We start from the raw sequence: 17667 nt of genomic DNA, 5'->3' as shown, positions 1-17667 counted from the left end.
GCCTCCCCCAGCAGAAAACCAGCCGCCAGCCCCGGAGGCGGACTAGCCTTGCCGCAGCAGGTAGATGTCCATGATCCAGCCATGCTCGGCCCGTGCCTTGGCGCGGGTTTCAATGATCTGCTCCGCAACCTCCGCCAGCGGGCCGGCAACGGAAATCTGGTTTTCCATGCCCGCGTAGGCGGTCCAGAAGATTTCCACCCCCTGCGCATCAATGGACTGGAACGAACATTCCCCGTCCAGCATGACCACCAGCGTATCCGCGCTGCCCGGCCAGCCGGCCTCGCGCAATTGCCGCCCGGTGGTGATGGTGAAGGGGGCGCCGATCTCATTCACGGGAATCGCGTGCGCTGCGGTCAGCGCCTGGACCGAGGTGATGCCGGGGATCACTGTCAGTTTGATGTCCGCCTGGGTCTTCAGCCGCTCGGCGATCCGCATGGTGCTGTCATACAGCGACGGATCGCCCCAGACCAGAAACCCGGCCTTGCCGCCTGCAGGCAGATTGGCGGTGATGGTCTGCCACCAGATCCCGGCAATGGCGTCGTGCCAGTCATCCACCCGCTGGCGGTAGCTTTGGGTGGCCTCGTCGCGGACCGGCAGGGCGAATTCGACAATCTTCGGGCCATCGCCCTTGAATGCCCGGTTGCAGATTGCGCGCCGCAGGCCGGCCAGATCGTCCTTGGCGGCACCTTTGTTGGGGATCAGGATCAGGTCCTGCGCATTCAGCGCGTCGATCGCCTGCAGCGTCATGTGCTGCGGGTTGCCGGTGCCGATGCCGATCAGGCTAAGCTCTATCATGGCTGTGTCTTTCTCAAGGTCCGGATTCATTCCGGCTCTGCCAGCGGGCCGTAAAGGATCAGCACCGGCGCAGAGGTTTTCATCTCCCGCAGCAGGCCGGGCAGCTCGCCCACAGTGTGGCGGTGCAGCGACTGTTCCGGCGTCGAGACGCCAAGCGCCACCAGCGCCGGTGTGGCGTCCGGCAGGCCGGCTTCCATCAGCTTTTCCGACAGGTCGGCAAAGGTGCGCTTGCCCATATACACAACCGTGGTGGCTTCGCCGTCTGCAAGGGCTGCCATGTTCAGGTCATCCGGCAAGCCGCCGGTCACGTCATGGCCGGTGATGAATTGCAGCCGCCGTGCCGTCTTGCGCCGGGTGAGCGGGATGTTTGCCGCCGCCGCCGCCGCCGAGGCTGCGGTAACTCCGGGCACGATCTCAAACGCTATGCCTGCTTCGCGCAGCGCTGTCATTTCCTCCTCAAGCCGCCCGAAAACGCCCGCGTCGCCCGACTTCAGCCGCACCACATTGAGGCCGGAAGAGGCATAATCCACCAAAAGCCGGCTCACATGGTCCTGTTTGGGCGAGGGGCGGCCGGCCCGTTTGCCGACGCCGACCAGATCGGCGTCTTCGCGGGCATGGCTCAGGATCGGCCCCGACGACAGATCGTCAAACAGCACCGCATCCGCCGCCTCCAGCCGTTTGACCGCCTTCACGGTCAGCAGCTCCGGATCGCCGGGGCCGGAAGAGACAAAGCTGACAAAGCCGCTCATGCCTGCTCTCCGGTGATCAGGTGAAAGAAGGTGCCGGTGACATTGCCTTTGATCGAGCCGGTCTCGGGCACTGGCCCGCCGTCAGCATCCATGACGTTGGCCAAGGGCGCGTCGGGTTCTTCCAGAATGGTGGAATAGTGGAATTCATGGCCGCGCAGCGCAGTACCTGCGTCAAAGCCCGGCATGCCCGCCTGCAGGATCGCCCGGCGGTAGCCGAGGTGAAACTTGCGCTTCTCGTAAGACGTCACAAGACCCAGGAGGCCCAGCATCCGGTGGCGGTTGCCTTCCTTGTCGATCAGCGCTTCGCCCAGGGCCATGTAGCCGCCGCATTCGCCATGCACCGGCTTGCTCTGCGCGTGTTTGCGAAGCCCTGCGCGAAAGGTCTCTGCCGCCGCCAGTGTGCCGCCGTGCAGTTCAGGGTAGCCGCCGGGCAGCCAGACCAGATCGGAGTCCGCAGCGGGCGCCTCATCCGCGAGCGGCGAGAACGGCAGGATTTCTGCCCCCGCCGCGCGCCAGCCGGTCAGCAGATGCGGGTAAGTAAAGGAAAACGCCGCATCCCGTGCCAGCGCAATCCGCTGTGCGGGCGGCTGGGGCAGGCTGGCCGGTGCAGGCGCCTGACCGGCCAGGGCTGCAGCCTTGATTGCCTCCAGATCGACATTCTCGCGCAGAAACGCCGCATAGCCTGCAATCGCCGCTTCCAGATCGGGATGCTCCACCGCCTGGATCAGCCCCAAATGCCGCTCCGGCAGCGCCAGATCGCCGCGCCGGGGCAGGGAGCCCAGCACCTTGATGCCGGCCTTTTCCATCCCCAGACGGGTCAGCCGCTCATGCCGCGGGCTGGCCACCCGGTTCAGAATGACCCCGGCAAAGGGCACTTCGGTATCATAATTCTTAAAACCCAAAGCGGTGGCCGCTGCCGATTGCGCCTGTCCGCCCACATCCACCACCAGCACCACCGGCCAGCCCATGCGCTTGGCGGTCTCGGCAGAGGAGCCGAAACCCGACTGCCCGCGCGTGGCAACACCGTCATAAAGACCCATCGAGCCTTCACCGATGCAGATTTCAGCACCCGCCGCCTGACTGGTGACCGCATCCAGCAGGCGTGCGTCCATCGCCCAGGTGTCGAGGTTGAAGCTGGGCCGCTTGGCCGCTGCCAGATGGAAAGCCGGGTCTATATAGTCCGGCCCGCTCTTGTAGGGCTGCACCGCAAGGCCGTCTTCGGCCAGGGCACGCAGCAGGCCCAGCATCACGGTGGTCTTGCCGGTGCCCGAAGAGGGCGCCGAGATCATCAATCCGGGAGGGTTCATATCTGTCATGGTCTCAATCGTCCCCTCAATCGTCGCCATGGGTCCAGCTCGACCACGGGCTTTCGGCGCTTTGCGGCCGGTAGCGGCGGTCGTATTCGGTGGCGTAAAGACAGCTCTCGTCAAAGCCTTCGCCCTTCAGCACCGGTCCCACCAGGATCAGCGCAGTGCGCGAAATCTTCTCGTCCAGCGAGGCCTTCAGGGTTTCCAGTGTCGCCCGGATGATCTGCTGATCGGGCCAGCTGGCGCGGTAAACCACCGCGACCGGGCAGCCTGCGCCGTAGTGGGGCGTGAGGCTCTCCACCACATGATCCAGATTGCCGATCGACAGGTGGATCGCCAGCGTGGTGCCGGTCCGCGCGAAATTCTCCAGCGACTCGCCCGCGGGCATCGAAGACGCCCGCCCCGGTGTCCGCGTCAGCACCACCGACTGGCCAAGGCCGGGCAGTGTCAGCTCGGTCCCCAGCGCCGCAGCCGCCGCGGCAAAGGACGGAACACCGGGGGTGACGCTGACTGGAATGCCCTCGGCCTTCAGCCGCCGGATCTGCTCACCCATTGCGGACCACACCGACAGATCGCCGGAATGCAGCCGTGCCACATCCTGGCCTGCCGCATGCGCCGCCTTGATTTCACCCACAATGGCGTCCAGGTCCATCGCCGCCGTGTTCACCACCTTGGCGTCCGCCGGGCAGTGACTCAGGATTTCCTCCGGCACCAGCGAACCCGCATACAGGCAAACCGGGCAGGAAGCGAGGATATCGCGCCCGCGTAAGGTAAGAAGATCGGCAGCGCCCGGTCCGGCGCCAATAAAGTGAACGGTCATGGCTCAAGTCTCTCTGCTATGGCCGCGGTGGCAAGCCCATCCGCGGTGACAACTCTGGGGGCGAGCAGGCGTGATTTTGCGCCCGCTGCCCCATGGCGCGCGCCGGCCAGCGCCGCGGCTTCCGCCAGCGACCCGGTGCCGAACCGCGCCTTGATCCGGGGCGAGCAGGTCAGCGTCTGCTCCCCGGCAATATCCTGCTCCTGCAATGTGATCACCGGCAGGCCGATGGTTTGGGCAAACGCTTGCATGACGGGCGCACCGGCTTTCTCCGCAACCGAAGCCAGCGCATCCACCCGCTCACCGGTCAGCGCCAGCGCGGCCTGCAAATCCGCCGCTGTGGCGGCGGCGCGAAAGCCGATCCCCGCCACTTTCATCGCGTGACGCTCCACTGAACAACGGGCCGCGCCCGTCGCCAGTCGCGCATGGTTCCCAAGGGGCCGGCCTCGGCGATTTCCGCCTTCAGCAGATGGCCGCCGCGGTCCGCGTGGGCCTGCATCAGCAAGGTCTCGGTTTCCAGCGTAACGCCATTGGCCACCAGCCGGGTGCCTTCGGGCAGGATGTCCCACAAGTGGTCCAGCAGCGCCTGCGAGCCGCCACCACCGATAAATACACAATCGGGCAGCGGCTGGTTCTTCAGTACATCCGGCGCTTTGCCCAGCACAGCCTGCATCCGGTGGTCCAGCCCGAACGCCGCCGCATTGGCGTGGATGTTTGCCAGCCGACTCTCGCGCGGCTCGAACGTGACGGCCTGCGCCCCCGGCGCCGCCAGACACCACTCGACAGAGATTGAACCGGAGCCGCCGCCAATATCCCACAGCAATTCACCGCTGCGCGGTGCCAGCGCCGACAGGGTCAGCGCCCGGACCGGCCGCTTGGTGATCTGACCGTCGCTGATGAAATGCGCATCTGCCAGCCCCGAAGCCTGCGGCAGCCCGGGCCGCATGGCCTCGATGGCCATAAGGACCGGAGCCCCCCCCGGCGCCAAATCCCATTCCCCGGCAGTGGTATGGAACAGCCGTTCCTTGGGGCCGCCAAGCCGCTCCATCAGATGCAGCTGCGCATCCGGCTGGCCATTCGCAACCAGCCAGGCCGCCAATTCCGCAGGCGCCGCCCCATCCCGCAGGGTGCAGATCACCCGCACACCCCGGCCCAGCAGCGGCAGCAGCCGCGTGTAATGTGCTGCATGCAACCCCAGGCACAGGACCTCTTCCAGCTTCCAGCCCAGCCGGTTTGCCGCCAGCGCAAAACACGATGGCGCCGGGTGCGACACCCATTCACCCGCCTCCAGATCCCGCATCAGCGAGCCACCAGCGCCATGCCAGAATGGATCACCCGAAGCCAGCACGGCGACACGCCGTCCGCGTGCGGCCAGGACGGGTTCAGTGGAAAACGGCACCGGCCAGGGCTGCCCTTTGGCGCCAGCCTCCACCAGCTCCAGGTGCCGCGGGCCGCCAAAGATAACTTCGGCCCCGGCCAGCGCCTTCCGGCTTGCATCACTCAGGCCTTCCAGTCCATTTTCGCCCAGACCGATGATCGTAAGCCACTGTCTCAAAGGGCCATCAGACATGACACGCATCCTTCTTCTGGGCGGCACCACCGAGGCCTCGGCCCTGGCCAAGATCCTCGCCGAGGGCGGCGCGGATGCGGTGTTCTCTTATGCGGGGCGCACCGCCAAGCCGGTCAGCCAGCCGCTGCCCACCCGCGTCGGCGGTTTCGGCGGCGTGGAAGGGCTGTCTGCCTATCTGAAGGCCGAAAGCATCACCCATGTGGTCGATGCCACCCATCCGTTTGCGGCACAGATGAGCACCAATGCGGTTCACGCGTGCACGGCGGCAGGCTCGCGCCTGTGTGCTTTTGAACGCCCGGCCTGGCAGGCGGGGAAAGATGACCGCTGGATCCACACGGACAGCATCGACGAGGCCGTAAATGCTCTGCCCATGGCAGCGGCGCGGGTGTTTCTGGCGATCGGCAAGCAGAACCTGACCCAGTTCGCAGCCAAGCCCCAGCACCACTATCTGCTGCGGCTGGTCGATGCGCCGGAGGCCCCTCTGCCGCTGCCGCACACCACGGTCGAGATTGCCCGCGGGCCGTTTGATGCGGCGGGCGACACCGCCCTGATGCAGCGCCATGGTATCACTCATGTGATCGCCAAAAATGCCGGCGGCACGGGCGCGGCGGCCAAGCTCACTGCCGCGCGCGACCTCGGCCTGCCGGTCATCATGATCGGCAGGCCACAGGTGCCCGCGCGGCCCATAAAGGGCAGCGTGGCAGAGGTTATGGCCTGGCTGTCCCATTCCCCCGTTTAACCCTCAGCTGCGAAGCGGGGGGTGTAGACGTAACTGCCGACCCGCCGCGTGTCGCGGTTCCCGACAATCACCACGGTGCGCATGTCGGCCATCTCGGGTGTTGCATCCTTCAGCGGCACGGTCAGCAGCTCTTGCCCCGGCTTGGTCACATCACGGGCAAAGGTGATCAGCGTCTCCGCACCGCAGGCGTCGCGCAGGATTTCAAGCGCCCGGGCAAACTGATGCGGCCGCGACTTCGAGCGCGGATTGTAAAACGCCATCGCCAGACCGGCCTCGCCGACCAGCTGCAGGCGCTTCTCAATCAGGCTCCAGGGTTTCAGGTTGTCGCTGAGGTTGATGGCGGCAAAATCATGCCCCAAGGGCGCGCCAATGGCGGCTGCGGCAGCCAGCATTGCGGTGATGCCCGGCAGCACTTTGATCTCCAGATCCAGCCACTCCGGTTTGCTTCCCGCATTGTTCTCCAGTGCCTCGAACACGGCAGAGGCCATGGCAAACACCCCGGGATCGCCGGAGGACACCACAACAACGCGCTTGCCTTCGGCGGCCATCTCCAGCGCATGGGTGGCGCGGTCGACCTCGACCCGGTTGTCAGTGGCGTGCAGGGTCAGCCCCTCACGCGGCTCGATGCGTTTGACATAGGGAATATAGCCAACGATATCAGTGGCTTCGTCAATGATGTCGCGCACTTCCTGCGTCACCAGCGCGTCGTTTCCGGGGCCGAGGCCGGCAATCACCACCCAACCGTTTTGCGATAGTTTCATGGCCGGCGCCCCTGTCCGTGAACCAATACGATGGAGAAGTAAGGCACCTCACCGTCGATCTCCGACAGCTTCTGCACAGTCTGCCCCGGCATGGTGCCGCGTTCAACCAGCCAGGCGTCATCTGCGCGGCCCGCACGCTCCAGCGCCCGGCGCAGCTTGGGCAGGTTGCGGCCGATCTTCATCACCACCAGCGCGTCGGTTTCCGCTGCGCGCTTGGCCAGCTCATCCTCGCTGAGGGTCGCCATTGCCACGGTCAGCACATCGTCCCCCCAGGTAATCGGCTGGCCGGAGGCGGTCCAGCAGCCGGACATGCCGGTGATGCCGGGGATAATCTCCTGCGCGGCGCGGCCCTGCAGGCGGGTGTAGAGATGCATATAAGAGCCATAAAGGAACGGATCGCCCTCACAGAGCACCACCACGTCCTCGCCTTTGGCAATCTCGGCCAGAGTGTCTGCCCATTGGTCATAGAATTCCGCCAGCACCCGGTTGTATTCGGGGTCCGAGAAATGGATCTCGGTCGTCACCGGGTATTCCATCGCGTGTTCGGTGACCCCGTCTGCCAGCATCCCCTCGACAATGGCGCGGGCCTGGCCCTGACGGCCGGCTTTGCGGAAATAGGCGATGTGGCGCGCGCCGGAGATCACCCGGTGCGACCGCACGCTCATCAGATCGGGATCACCGGGACCAAGCCCGGCGCAGATGACTTTACCCTTGGAAACGGTCATGGGTTACTCTTTCCAGCTCGCCAGCGCGTTGACGGCGGCGACGGTGATTGCGGAGCCGCCAAGGCGGCCTTTGACGATCATTGACGGCACCGGCAGGTCCTGCATCAGCGCATCCTTGGATTCCATCGCGCCGACAAAACCCACCGGGCAGCCGATGATCGCGGCGGGGCGGGGGCAGGCGGGGTCTTGCAGCATATTCAGCAGATGGAACAGCGCGGTAGGGGCGTTGCCGATGGCGACTACGGCGCCTTCCAGTTTCGGGCGCCACAGTTCCAGCGCCGCCGCCGAGCGGGTGTTGGACATTTCCTTGGCCATATCAGGCACCTTGGGGTCGCGCAGGGTGCAGATCACCTCGTTGTCCGCGGGCAGGCGCGGGCGGGTGATGCCTTCGCTGACCATATAGGCGTCGCACAGGATCGGCGCGCCTTTGGCAAGTGCTGCACGGGCGGTCTCGGCCATGCCGTCGGAAAAGCGCACATGCTCTTCCAGCCCCACCATGCCAGCGGCGTGGATCATGCGGACTACAACGCTTTCCTCGTCCTTGTTGAAGCGGGCCAGATCGGCCTCGCGGCGGATGGTGGCAAAGCTTTCGGCGTAGATCGCCGCGCCGTTGGTTTCATAGGTGTGGCGCATGTCAGCTGCCCTCTGTCAGAAGTTCGGGAGCGGCGCGCAAGGCATCGGCGCTCAGGTGGGTCTTTAGCGGCTGATCCGCGGCGGTGCCATGGCGGATCAGGGAGAAGTCGTCTTGGGCGGTTGCGGTCAGGGTGAGCGGCGCCGGGCCGGGACAGGCACAGCCCTTGGCGCAGCCGGAGATATGCAGGCGGGTCCCCGCGGGGACATGCGGCGCTAAGTCCCGTGCGAGATCGCGGGTGGAAGACAGCGCCTGCAGGCAGCCGGGTGCGCCGGTGCAGGCGATGACTTGCAGGCGCGGATCCGTTGCATCCAGGATCAGGCCGGGCAGGGGCGGCAGGCTGGCGGCCCCTTCCACCAGCAGCGCGCGCCAGGGGGTCAGGCGGATTTCGCCGTGATCCGCAAGGTCTGCCAATGTGGCGGCGGGCATCTGGCCGAATTCCAAAGCGGCGAGTGTCCCCGCGGGGACAGCGCCCGGTTTTGCGGTGAATCCGGCCCCTGCCACCGGTGCGGCATGCGCCGCCGGCGGCCCGCGGCGCGCGATGAGACGGTGCATCCTGCCACGGCCTTCGGGCGCGCCGCCTTGTTTCAGAAACCAGCGGGCAAGGGCGAGGGCTTCGGGGGCGGCGGATTCACGTGTGACGGGCAGGCCGGTGCCGCAACCGTCGGCGCGCAGGATGAGGGCCCCGCCTGTGCGCTCAACGCGGATGTCGGCGGCGGTTTCCCGCAGGACCGGCGCCGCGCCGCAGTCGACAGCAAAGCCGAACTTGCCCGGCAGGGTGAGGTCTGCAGCGGCGGTCAGTGCGGCGCTGAGATCAGTGGCGATGGCGTGGGTGTCGTCGCCCGTTGCCCAAAAGGGGGCGAGGAGGACATTGCGGCGGGCTTCGGCGTTTGCATCCGGGTCGATCAGGCCAAGATCGCGCAAGGCTTCGATCAGCTCTGCGTGGGCGTCTTCGCGGATGCCGCGCATCTGCAGGTTGGCGCGGGCGGAAATGTCCAGCAGGCCGTTGCCGAATTCTTGCGAAAGTCTTGCCACACCGCGCGCCTGGGTTACGGACAGTTTACCAAGCGGTGCGCGCACCCGCACCACCAGCCCGTCGCCGGACATCATCGGCCGCAGCGCGCCGGGGCACCAGCCGTAGACCTTGGGTTCGGGCGCGCCGCTCATGCCGCGCCCTCCAGCTCTGCCATGATCGAGTTGCGCCGGGTGCTCCAGAGGCCTGCGTCGAACAGGGCGCGGAAGCGGTCGCGCATGGCGGCGAGGGCTTCGGGGTTTTCGCGCTCCATAAAGTCGACCAGATCATCGCGGCCCAGCGTTGCCTCGAAATAGAGGTCAAACAGATGCGGCTGCACCACCTGCGCCAAATGGGCAAAGGCCGCCATGTGGTCGAGAGTTGCCGCAACCTCTGCCGCACCGCGGAAACCGTGGTTCATCATCGAAGTGGCCCAGTCCGGGTTGGCGGCGCGGGCGCGGGTGACGCGGGCAATCTCTTCGCCCAAGCTGCGCGCCTGCGGCTTGTCCGGGCGGGTCGCGTCCATGTGGTAGAGAGCGGGCGCCTTCTGGCCGATGCGGGCCATTGCGGCGGCAAAGCCCGCCTCATGCGCGGCATAGTCCGAGGCCACCAGCAGGTCGGTTTCCGGCAGGTCCTGCAAATGCACAAAGCTGTCGGCGCCTTGCAGGCGGGTCTCCAGTGCCTCGCGGGCGTCGCTTATGGCGCCCTTGGCGTCGATGGCGTGGGAAGAGGCGTTGAGCCAGGCCTCGCCTGCGGCAGCGCGGGCCTCGTCGGTGTAGTCGTCCAGATGCGGGTTCATCGAAAGGCCGTACTGGCCCGGCTTGGGGCCGAAAACGCGCGGGGTTTCGGTGAGGTAGGGGTTGTCGGCCTGCGTCTCCTCGCGGCCCGCCAGCGCGGCGGCGGCACTTTCGAACATTTGCGCCAGCCCCGGGAACACGTCGCGGAACAACCCGGAGACCCGCAGGGTCACATCAATGCGGGGGCGGTTCAGCATTGAGAGCGGCAGCACCTCGAAGCCGGAGACGCGCTCGGAGTTTTCATCCCATTTCGGGGCGAGCCCTGCGAGGTGCAGGGCCATGGCGAATTCCTCGCCTGCGGTGCGCATGGTGGCGGAGCCCCAGAGGTCGATCACCAGCCCCTTGGGCCAGTCGCCGTGGTCCTGAAGGTGGCGGCGCAGCAGCTCTTCCGCCAGCTTGACCCCTTGTGCATGCGCCGCCCGCGACGGCACCGCCCGCGGGTCGGTGGTAAAGAGGTTGCGCCCCGTTGGGATCACGTCCGAGCGGCCCCGGAAGGGCGAGCCGGAGGGGCCGGGGGTGACGATCCGGCCATCAAGGGCGGTGATCAGCCCTGCGCGTTCTTCGGCGCCGCATTGGCCGGTGCCGAAGATATGCAGGCCCTCGCCGTACTGGCTTTCCTTGATGTCGCAAACAAAGGCGTCGATGCGGGTGATCGCCTCGGCGGGGGAGGTGCCGGGGGTGAGGCCAAGGTCAGCCTCGACGCCGGTGCCTTGCGCCTCGGCGCGGATGTCGCCGATCAGCCGGTCGCGGCGGGCCGGATCAAGGCCGTCGGCGGTGGAGTATTCATCCAGCAGGCTTTCGAGCCGGGCCATGCCCTCAGGCAGGGTGGTTTGTGCCAGTGGCGGGGGCAGGTGGCCGATGGTGACGGCGCCGATGCGGCGCTTGGCCTGGGCGGCCTCGCCGGGGTCGTTGACGATGAACGGGTAGGCGACAGGCAGCGGGCCGGTCAGAACCTCGGGCCAGCAGGCGCCGGAGAGGGCAACCGCCTTGCCTGGAAGCCATTCCAGCGTGCCATGGGCGCCGATGTGGACGAGCGCATCGGACTGGGAGCGCAGCCAGAGATAAAAGGCCACATAGGCGTGGCGCGGGGTGCGGTCGAGATCGTGATAATCATCGACGCGGGTCTTTACCTCGCCGCGTTCGGGCTGCAGCGCGATCAGGGCTTTGCCTGCGCGCAGGGCCTTGAAATGAAAGGCGCCGTTGCGGCAATCCGCGTCTTCTTCCGGGCTGCCCCAGGCCTCTGCCAGAGTGTTCTGCAGGTCTTGCGGCAGGGTGGCGAGGGCGGTTTTGTAGTCGTCCAGCGGGACGTTGAGTGTCTCATCCATCAGCCGCAGGCCGGTATTCTCTTGCGGCTCCACGGTATAGCCCTGGTCCCACAGCGTGCGCAGGATCTCGTCGCAGGAGGCCAGCGCGTCGAGGCCGACGGCATGGGCCAGGTTGTGGTCGCGGCCGGGGTATGTGGAGAGGATCAAGGCGAGGCGTTTGTCTGCATTCGGCAGATTGGCGAGGCGCAGCCAGCCCTCCACACGGTCCACGGCAGCCTTGATGCGGTCCGCATCGGCGCGGTGGGCAAAACGGGAATACTGCAGGTCCGGGTCTTTCCGGCCTGGTGATTTAAAGCTGACAACGCCTGCGAAGATGCGGCCGTCAACTTCGGGCAGCACGACATGCATTGCGAGGTCGGCAGGCGACAGACCCCGGTCGGCCCCGGCCCAGTCTTTCTTGCGGGCGGTGGAGAGGGCGACCTGGAACACCGGGCAGCCGGTGGTTGAAAGCGGCGAGGCGCTGCCGTCGGTGCCTTGGGCCGAAAACGCAGTGGCGTTGACGATTGCGGCAGGGTTCAGTTCGGGGAGCCTCTCGCGCAGCCAGTCTGCGGCGGCGGGGGCCTTGAGGCTGGCGGCAAAGAGACCATAGGCAGCATAGCCGCGGGCGCGCAGATCTGCGATCAGCGCATCCACCGGGGCGGTGTCGGCGGCGGTGAGGTAAGAACGGTAGAAGCTGACCAGAACCAGCGGTTTGTCAGGTGCCGGAAGGTTGGCCAGCACGCCTTTGGCTGGGTCGTAAAAGCCATGCTGCGGCATGGATTTGAGGCCCAGAACCGGGCCGGCATAAAGCCCTGCAGCGAGGGACAGCTGGGCCAGAGCGGCCTGTGCAGCAACGGCGCCGCCGGCGTCGCACAGCGCCTGAAGGCGGCGCAGGGTGGAGACCGGCAGGGTGGAAAGCTCATCCAGCCGGGCATCCTCGCGCCCGTCAGCAGGCAGGATCGCCAGGGCAATGCCCTTGCGGCGGGCGAGGTCCTGCAGGGTGGCAAGCCCGTAGGACCAATAGCTTTCGCCGCCGATTAGGCGGACCAGGATGCCCTTGGCGCCCTCCAGCGTCTGTTCTGCATAGACGTCAACCGAGAGCGGGTGTTTGAGCGCCACCAGATTGGCGACGCGCAAGGAGGGCAGCGCGCCGTCCGCGCGGTGCCATCCCGCCGCAAAAGCGCCGAGGTCGCTGTCGGAGAAGGACAGCACCACAAGATCGCCGGGCGTCTGCCCGAGATCCTGCGGGGTATCGGTCTCGTCAAGGCCGTGGCTTTCGCGGAAGACGACGTGCATGGGTCAGGCCCTTTCGGAAAGAAGAGCAGAGGGCAGTGCCCGGCCTCGGGAGGAAGCGAAGCGCCCCCCCGTCAAACCAAAGGTTTGCCTCCGGCAAAACGGGGAGGTCGGGCGCTGCCCGGCGTTGCCGCCGGGCGAAACCTTTAAAGTTTCGCCTTGGGGCATCAGCTTCAGGCCCCCAGTGCGGCGCGGATGGCCGGAGCGTCGATATCGTCATGCTCGGCGATGACCACCAGGGCGGTCTTGCGCGGCTGCGCGCCCCAGGGCTGATCGTATTGGGCGCGCAGGCGCTCGCCCACGGCCTGAACCAGCATCCGCATCGGTTTTCCTTCCACCGCGACATAGCCTTTGACGCGCAGGATGTTGCGCTCGCGGGCGAGTTTCACGATGGCATTCTGCAGCGCTTCGGGGTCGGAGACTTCGCCCATTTCGACAACGATGCTTTCAAAATCGTCATGCTCGTGGTCGTGGTGGCCGTCGTGGTGGCTGGGGCGGGCGTCCAGATCGTCTTCGGCAGCAGCACCCAGACCCAGGATGATGCGCGGATCGATGACGCCTTCGCTCATCGGCAGGATCGGCAGCTTGCGGGGTGCCTCGGCCTCGATCACGGCACGGGCCTTCTCGACGCCTGCGTCGCCGGCCAGATCGGCCTTGGACAACAGCACGATGTCAGCGCAGGAGATCTGATCCTCGAAGACTTCGCTGAGCGGGGTTTCGTGGTCGATGCTGTCATCCGCCTCGCGCTGGGCCTGCACGGCGTCCAGATCGGGGGCGAACTGGCCTTTGGCGACCGCCTCGGCGTCCGCCAGGGCAATTACGCCGTCGACGGTGATGCGGGAGCGGATGGCGGGCCAGTCAAACGCTTTCAAGAGCGGTTTCGGCAGGGCTAGGCCGGAGGTCTCAATCACGATATGGTCGGGTTTTTCGGGCAGGGCCATCAGCTGTTCGATGGTGGGGATGAAGTCATCGGCCACGGTGCAGCAGATGCAGCCGTTGGCCAGCTCCATGATGTTTTCCGCCGGGCAGTTGTCATCGGCGCAGGATTTCAGGATGTCGCCGTCCACGCCGGCAGTGCCGAATTCGTTCACCACCACGGCCAGGCGCTTACCCTGCGGGTTCTGCATCAGGTGGCGGATCAGCGTGGTCTTGCCTGCGCCCAGAAAACCGGTGATGACGGTGACGGGGATCTTGTTGAGATCGCTCATGATTACTCCTCGGAGAAGAACTTGGCCGGCGGGATGCGGGCAACGGATTGTTTGCGGAAGGTCTGCGGGCGCTGGCGCCACGGCACGACGCCATCAGCGGTGCCGGCATAAGCCGCAGCACCTTCCAGAATTTCGGGGACATGCTGGTCCGGGTCGAGGTCGCCGTAGACATAAGTCCAGCGTTCTTCGCCGCCGATCAGCGCAACAGCGCAGCCGCGCTTGCACGACGACAGGCATTCGACGCCACGCAGACGGACGCCTTCGGGCATTCCGGCTTCTTCCAAGGCTGCATGCAGGATGGCGCCGGGGCGTGCTGCCTCGGGGTCGGCGCCCTCGCGGCGGCAGGTGAGGCAAACGGTCAGGGTGACCGGTCCCGGGGTGCTGGCAGATTGGCCTGCCATGTCGTCAGCCATTGGCGCGTCTCCTGTCGCGGCAGGGCGTGCGGGATGGCCGAAAAGGGGCCAGTCGTGCGAGCCCCTTACCCGGTCGCAGAACACCCCGTCTGCCCGTTGATCTCTCCTTCGCTGGCAGGTCTCCCGGCTTGCGGATGCCAAGGCGTGCGCCTTGCCGGCCATCCTGCCTTCCCGGGGATCACCCAGTGGCATGGCGGCCTCATCCGGTCACGGTCGCGGGGGCGGCTGTGCTTCGGCCCGAAAGCCTTCACATTCCCTCTTCGCCTGTTTTCACAGGAACCAGCTGAACCCCCTTGCGCTATCGTGCCCTTCTTTGTCAAGACATGGGTCAAACAGCTGGAGAGCCCCAATGAGCGAAAAGTCTGAAACCGGCATCTCAGAAGAAGAAGCCGCCCGTCATACGTCCAAGATGGCCAAGAAAAAGGCCGCGCGCGACCGGATGATGAAGACCAAGGAGGGCGAAAAGGGCCTGATTATCGTCCACACCGGGCCGGGCAAGGGCAAATCTTCGTCGGGGTTCGGGATGATCATGCGCTGCATCGCGCATGGGATGCCGTCCGCTGTGGTGCAGTTCATTAAGGGCGCCTGGCAGACCGGCGAGCGGACATTGATCGAGGAGAATTTCAGCGATCGGTGCCAGTTCTACGCAATGGGCGAAGGCTTTACCTGGGAGACCCAGGACAAGGCCCGCGACATTGCCGCCGCGCAGAAGGGCTGGGAAAAGGCCAAGGAGATGATTCTGGATGAGCGCAACACCATGGTGCTGCTGGACGAGATCAACATTGCGCTGCGCTATGACTATCTGGACCTCGAAGAAGTGCTGGAGTTCCTGGTGGAGCAGAAGCCGCCGATGACTCATGTGGTGCTGACCGGGCGCAACGCCAAGGAAGAGCTGATCGAGATTGCCGATCTGGTGACCGAGATGGGGCAGGTCAAACACCCGTTCCGCGCCGGTGTGAAGGCGCAGAAGGGCGTGGAGTTTTAAGACGCTTTCAGAATGTCCCGCCCGGCCGATAGGCCGGGCCGCGCCAACCCGCCCCCACGGGGCGGCGCGATTGCGCCTCCCTTCGGGTTGGCCCGTCCCTTAGCTCTAAGCCGCCAGCCTGGCGGCTTTCTTGCTGATATAGGCATCCACTGCCGCGCGCTGCGCCTTGTCCAGCCGCAGGCCCAGCTTGGTGCGCCGCCACAGGTAGTCGTCGCCTGACCGCACCCATTCGCGGGCTATCGCCCAGTCGAGTTCCTGCGCGGTGATGGTTGCGCCAAAATCCCGCCCCAGATCACCGGCGGATTTGGCGTCCCCGAGCACGTCCCAGGCTTCGGTGCCGTAAGCGCGGATCATCCGGGCGGTCCAATAGGGCGTCAGGAACGGATAGTCTGCCGCCAGTTTCGTTTTCAGCGTCTCAACATCCGCCACTGCAAAATCACCACCGGGCAGGGCCACGCCTGCGGTCCAGTCAGACGGCACTTGCGGGAACACATCGCCGATTTTCGCCAGCGCGGCCTCGGCCAGCTTGCGGTAGGTGGTGATCTTGCCGCCAAAGACATTCAGCAGCGGCGCCTGCGCGCGGTCCAGCGTCAGCACATATTCGCGGGTGGCCGCAGTGGCCGAGCTGGCGCCGTCGTCATAGAGCGGGCGCACGCCGGAATAGGTCCAGACGATGTCTTCGCGGCTGAGCGGCTGTTCGAAGTATTGCGATGCGAAATCAACCAGATAGTCCTGCTCGGCCTCGGTGCAGTGCGGTTTGGTTTCCGGATCGGGATGGTCGGCGTCCGTTGTGCCGATCAGGGTGAAATCCGTCTCGTATGGAATCGCAAAGATGATCCGCCCGTCGGTGCCCTGGAAAAAGTAGCAGCAGCCATGGTCGAACAATTTCGGCACCACGATATGGCTGCCGCGCACCAGGCGGACGTTTTCGCGGCTGTTCTGGCCCAGTTTCTGGTGCAGCACGTCGGCCACCCACGGCCCGCCGGCGTTGACCAGCATTTTTGCACGGTGCTGCTGCTCGGCGCCGCTGGCGTGATCCTTGGTGCGGATCACCCAATGGTCTGCAAGGCGTTCGGCTGAAACTACCTCGGTCCGGGTCAGGATTTCGGCACCGCGGGCCTGCGCATCGCGGGCGTTCAGTACCACCAGGCGGGCGTCTTCGATCCAGCAGTCGGAGTATTCGAACGCGGTCTGAAACTTGTCCTTCAGCGGCCTGCCTGCGGGATCGTGCGACAGGTCCAGTTTCGCGGTGCCGGGCAGGATGCCGCGTTTGCCCAAGGAGTCATACAGAAACAGCCCCAGCCGGATCAGCCATGCGGGGCGGCGACCCTTCATCCAGGGCATGAAGGTCGTCAGCAGCTTGGACGTCGGTGTTTCGCTGTCAAACCGCATGTCCTTGTGGAACGGCAGCACAAAGCGCATCGGCCAGGAGATATGCGGCATTGCTTTCAGCAGCACCTCGCGTTCGATCAGCGCCTCACGCACCAGGCGGAATTCAAAGTATTCCAGATAGCGCAAACCGCCGTGGAACAGTTTGGTCGAGGCCGAGGAGGTGGCGGAGGCAAGGTCGTTCATTTCGGCTAATGTGACCGACAGGCCGCGGCCGGCGGCGTCGCGGGCGATGCCGCAGCCGTTGATGCCGCCGCCGATGATGAAAAGGTCCGTAACAGGCGTGTCAGTCATTTTCGTTGCTTTCGTTTTGTCCTGCGGTCAGGATCCGGGTGCCAGCGGCCTGCGCGGCCTCGGCAAATTCTGCGGGAACCGGGCGGTCGGTTATGACGATATCCAGATCGGAGACATCGCAAATACGCACCGGGGCGGAGCGGGCGAACTTGCTGCCGTCGCAGACCAGCACCTTTTGCCGGGCGTTCTTGAGGATGGCGCGGGCGACCGAAACCTCTCGGGCGTCATGGTCCATCACGGCGCCGTCGGGATCCAGTGCCGAGGCGCCGATGACGGCGAAATCGACCTTGTAGCGGGACAGGAATTCAACCGCGTCCTCGCCCACAATAGCGCCGTCGCTTTGCCGGACTGTGCCGCCGGCCAGGATCAATTCCTTGGCCTGGCCGCCCATCATCAAGTTGATAATGTTGATATTATTGGAGATAACCGTCAGGCCGCTGTGGCCGGAAAGCGCCCGCGCTACCTGTTCGGTCGAAGTGCCGATGTTAAGGGTGAGGGAGCAATTGTCGGGGATCAGCTCAGCCGCCAGTGCGGCCATCGCCAGCTTGTTGCCCGCGTTCAGCTTGCGCCGGTCCTCGTATCCCTGGCTGGCGGCAGAGCTTATCCGGACGGCACCGCCATGCACGCGGGACAAGGCGCCGCGCGCAGACAGGTCGCGCAGGTCTGCGCGGACCGTCTGTAAAGAGACGCCAAAGCGCTGGGACAGGTCGTCAACCTCGACCCGGTCCTGCCGGTTCAGCAAGGTGATGATTTCGTTCTGACGGGCCGTGGCATCCATTTGCTTTCCTTTCACCGCGATTCCATAGCGGAGTACGGGTGAAATGTCACCTTGTGTTTTCGTTCTGAATTCTGCGATACGCAAAACGAAACGGCGCGCG

At 65.6% G+C, this 17667-nt stretch carries 17 protein-coding genes and 1 riboswitch; of the genes, 2 read left to right on the top strand and 15 right to left on the bottom strand.

The features are described from left to right. Positions 1–42 precede the first annotated feature (42 nt). The 6 genes from cobF to cbiE are packed head-to-tail and all read right to left on the bottom strand — an operon-like array spanning position 43 to position 5238. Complete coding sequence (cobF, locus tag L1069_RS13415) at positions 43–795, bottom strand: precorrin-6A synthase (deacetylating) (RefSeq protein WP_237456000.1); 753 nt, start codon at positions 793–795, stop codon at positions 43–45. A 26-nt stretch (positions 796–821) separates the two neighbouring features. Next, the gene (gene cobA / locus L1069_RS13410; RefSeq protein WP_129371646.1) at positions 822–1544 is read right to left on the bottom strand and encodes a uroporphyrinogen-III C-methyltransferase; all 723 of its coding nucleotides are present in this window, start codon (positions 1542–1544) and stop codon (positions 822–824) included. Next, the gene (locus L1069_RS13405; protein ID WP_237456002.1) at positions 1541–2860 is read right to left on the bottom strand and encodes a cobyrinate a,c-diamide synthase; all 1320 of its coding nucleotides are present in this window, start codon (positions 2858–2860) and stop codon (positions 1541–1543) included. Before L1069_RS13405 ends, cobA begins: the two co-directional genes overlap by 4 nt. 16 nt (positions 2861–2876) lie before the next feature. Beyond that, positions 2877–3671: a precorrin-4 C(11)-methyltransferase gene (gene cobM / locus L1069_RS13400; protein WP_237455999.1), complete on the bottom strand. Its 795-nt coding sequence runs from the start codon at positions 3669–3671 to the stop codon at positions 2877–2879. Beyond that, entirely contained in the window at positions 3668–4045 is a 378-nt protein-coding gene (locus L1069_RS13395) for a cobalamin biosynthesis protein (RefSeq protein WP_211037943.1), read from the bottom strand. The genes cobM and L1069_RS13395 overlap by 4 nt, the downstream gene beginning before the upstream one ends. Then, positions 4042–5238: a precorrin-6y C5,15-methyltransferase (decarboxylating) subunit CbiE gene (gene cbiE, locus L1069_RS13390; RefSeq protein ID WP_237455998.1), complete on the bottom strand. Its 1197-nt coding sequence runs from the start codon at positions 5236–5238 to the stop codon at positions 4042–4044. The genes L1069_RS13395 and cbiE overlap by 4 nt, the downstream gene beginning before the upstream one ends. On the opposite strand from cbiE, the gene L1069_RS13385 reads away from it, so the two are divergent. Next, positions 5237–5977 carry a cobalt-precorrin-6A reductase gene (locus L1069_RS13385; protein WP_237455997.1) on the top strand — a complete coding sequence of 247 codons (741 nt, stop codon included), beginning with the start codon at positions 5237–5239 and terminating at the stop codon, positions 5975–5977. The genes cbiE and L1069_RS13385 overlap by 2 nt on opposite strands. Here the strand turns inward: L1069_RS13385 and cobJ are convergent. The 7 genes from cobJ to L1069_RS13350 all read right to left on the bottom strand — a co-directional run bounded on the left by cobJ (position 5974) and on the right by L1069_RS13350 (position 14121). Next, positions 5974–6738 (bottom strand): precorrin-3B C(17)-methyltransferase, encoded by a 765-nt coding sequence (gene cobJ / locus L1069_RS13380; protein WP_237455996.1) that lies wholly within the window; start codon positions 6736–6738, stop codon positions 5974–5976. The genes L1069_RS13385 and cobJ overlap by 4 nt on opposite strands. Beyond that, entirely contained in the window at positions 6735–7463 is a 729-nt protein-coding gene (locus tag L1069_RS13375; protein ID WP_237455995.1) for a precorrin-2 C(20)-methyltransferase, read from the bottom strand. Before L1069_RS13375 ends, cobJ begins: the two co-directional genes overlap by 4 nt. Positions 7464–7466: 3 nt before the next feature. Further along, on the bottom strand, positions 7467–8096 hold the full coding sequence (locus L1069_RS13370) for a precorrin-8X methylmutase (RefSeq protein WP_237455994.1): 630 nt from the start codon (positions 8094–8096) through the stop codon (positions 7467–7469). Between the two features lies 1 nt (position 8097). Beyond that, positions 8098–9261, bottom strand: coding sequence for a precorrin-3B synthase (gene cobG / locus L1069_RS13365; protein ID WP_237455993.1), 1164 nt, complete (start codon positions 9259–9261; stop codon positions 8098–8100). Next, positions 9258–12503, bottom strand: coding sequence for a cobaltochelatase subunit CobN (gene cobN, locus L1069_RS13360; RefSeq protein WP_237455992.1), 3246 nt, complete (start codon positions 12501–12503; stop codon positions 9258–9260). The genes cobG and cobN overlap by 4 nt, the downstream gene beginning before the upstream one ends. 170 nt (positions 12504–12673) lie before the next feature. Further along, positions 12674–13708: a cobalamin biosynthesis protein CobW gene (gene cobW, locus L1069_RS13355; RefSeq protein WP_237455991.1), complete on the bottom strand. Its 1035-nt coding sequence runs from the start codon at positions 13706–13708 to the stop codon at positions 12674–12676. 2 nt (positions 13709–13710) lie between these two features. Then, positions 13711–14121, bottom strand: a complete 411-nt coding sequence (locus L1069_RS13350) for a DUF1636 domain-containing protein (protein WP_129371636.1) — start codon at positions 14119–14121, stop codon at positions 13711–13713. 95 nt (positions 14122–14216) lie between these two features. Continuing rightward, positions 14217–14420, bottom strand: a riboswitch (cobalamin riboswitch). 50 nt (positions 14421–14470) lie between these two features. On the opposite strand from L1069_RS13350, the gene cobO reads away from it, so the two are divergent. Continuing rightward, positions 14471–15106, top strand: a complete 636-nt coding sequence (cobO, locus tag L1069_RS13345; protein WP_129371635.1) for a cob(I)yrinic acid a,c-diamide adenosyltransferase — start codon at positions 14471–14473, stop codon at positions 15104–15106. Between the two features lie 105 nt (positions 15107–15211). Here cobO and glpD read toward each other — a convergent pair whose 3' ends face one another. Further along, positions 15212–16789, bottom strand: a complete 1578-nt coding sequence (gene glpD, locus L1069_RS13340) for a glycerol-3-phosphate dehydrogenase (protein ID WP_237455990.1) — start codon at positions 16787–16789, stop codon at positions 15212–15214. After that, entirely contained in the window at positions 16782–17567 is a 786-nt protein-coding gene (locus L1069_RS13335) for a DeoR/GlpR family DNA-binding transcription regulator (RefSeq protein ID WP_237455989.1), read from the bottom strand. The genes glpD and L1069_RS13335 overlap by 8 nt, the downstream gene beginning before the upstream one ends. Between the last annotated feature and the right edge of the window lie 100 nt (positions 17568–17667).

Origin of the sequence: Leisingera sp. MMG026 (genome assembly GCF_021654205.1) — a bacterium.
In the GTDB taxonomy this organism is placed as follows: Bacteria; Pseudomonadota; Alphaproteobacteria; order Rhodobacterales; family Rhodobacteraceae; genus Leisingera.
The sequence above is the reverse complement of the archived record's forward strand: the minus strand, read 5'-3'. Positions and strand labels throughout refer to the sequence as shown.

Excerpts from the sequence above, each read along its gene's own strand:
- cbiE (WP_237455998.1), bottom strand. The coding sequence starts at position 5,238 with ATGTCTGATGGCCCTTTGAGACAGTGGCTTACGATCATCGGTCTGGGC.
- L1069_RS13335 (WP_237455989.1), bottom strand. The coding sequence starts at position 17,567 with ATGGATGCCACGGCCCGTCAGAACGAAATCATCACCTTGCTGAACCGG.
- cobF (WP_237456000.1), bottom strand. The coding sequence starts at position 795 with ATGATAGAGCTTAGCCTGATCGGCATCGGCACCGGCAACCCGCAGCAC.
- glpD (WP_237455990.1), bottom strand. The coding sequence starts at position 16,789 with ATGACTGACACGCCTGTTACGGACCTTTTCATCATCGGCGGCGGCATC.
- cobG (WP_237455993.1), bottom strand. The coding sequence starts at position 9,261 with ATGAGCGGCGCGCCCGAACCCAAGGTCTACGGCTGGTGCCCCGGCGCG.
- cobW (WP_237455991.1), bottom strand. The coding sequence starts at position 13,708 with ATGAGCGATCTCAACAAGATCCCCGTCACCGTCATCACCGGTTTTCTG.
- cobJ (WP_237455996.1), bottom strand. The coding sequence starts at position 6,738 with ATGAAACTATCGCAAAACGGTTGGGTGGTGATTGCCGGCCTCGGCCCC.
- L1069_RS13395 (WP_211037943.1), bottom strand. The coding sequence starts at position 4,045 with ATGAAAGTGGCGGGGATCGGCTTTCGCGCCGCCGCCACAGCGGCGGAT.
- cobO (WP_129371635.1), top strand. The coding sequence starts at position 14,471 with ATGAGCGAAAAGTCTGAAACCGGCATCTCAGAAGAAGAAGCCGCCCGT.
- L1069_RS13405 (WP_237456002.1), bottom strand. The coding sequence starts at position 2,860 with ATGACAGATATGAACCCTCCCGGATTGATGATCTCGGCGCCCTCTTCG.
- L1069_RS13385 (WP_237455997.1), top strand. The coding sequence starts at position 5,237 with ATGACACGCATCCTTCTTCTGGGCGGCACCACCGAGGCCTCGGCCCTG.
- cobN (WP_237455992.1), bottom strand. The coding sequence starts at position 12,503 with ATGCACGTCGTCTTCCGCGAAAGCCACGGCCTTGACGAGACCGATACC.
- L1069_RS13375 (WP_237455995.1), bottom strand. The coding sequence starts at position 7,463 with ATGACCGTTTCCAAGGGTAAAGTCATCTGCGCCGGGCTTGGTCCCGGT.
- L1069_RS13370 (WP_237455994.1), bottom strand. The coding sequence starts at position 8,096 with ATGCGCCACACCTATGAAACCAACGGCGCGGCGATCTACGCCGAAAGC.
- cobM (WP_237455999.1), bottom strand. The coding sequence starts at position 3,671 with ATGACCGTTCACTTTATTGGCGCCGGACCGGGCGCTGCCGATCTTCTT.
- cobA (WP_129371646.1), bottom strand. The coding sequence starts at position 1,544 with ATGAGCGGCTTTGTCAGCTTTGTCTCTTCCGGCCCCGGCGATCCGGAG.
- L1069_RS13350 (WP_129371636.1), bottom strand. The coding sequence starts at position 14,121 with ATGGCTGACGACATGGCAGGCCAATCTGCCAGCACCCCGGGACCGGTC.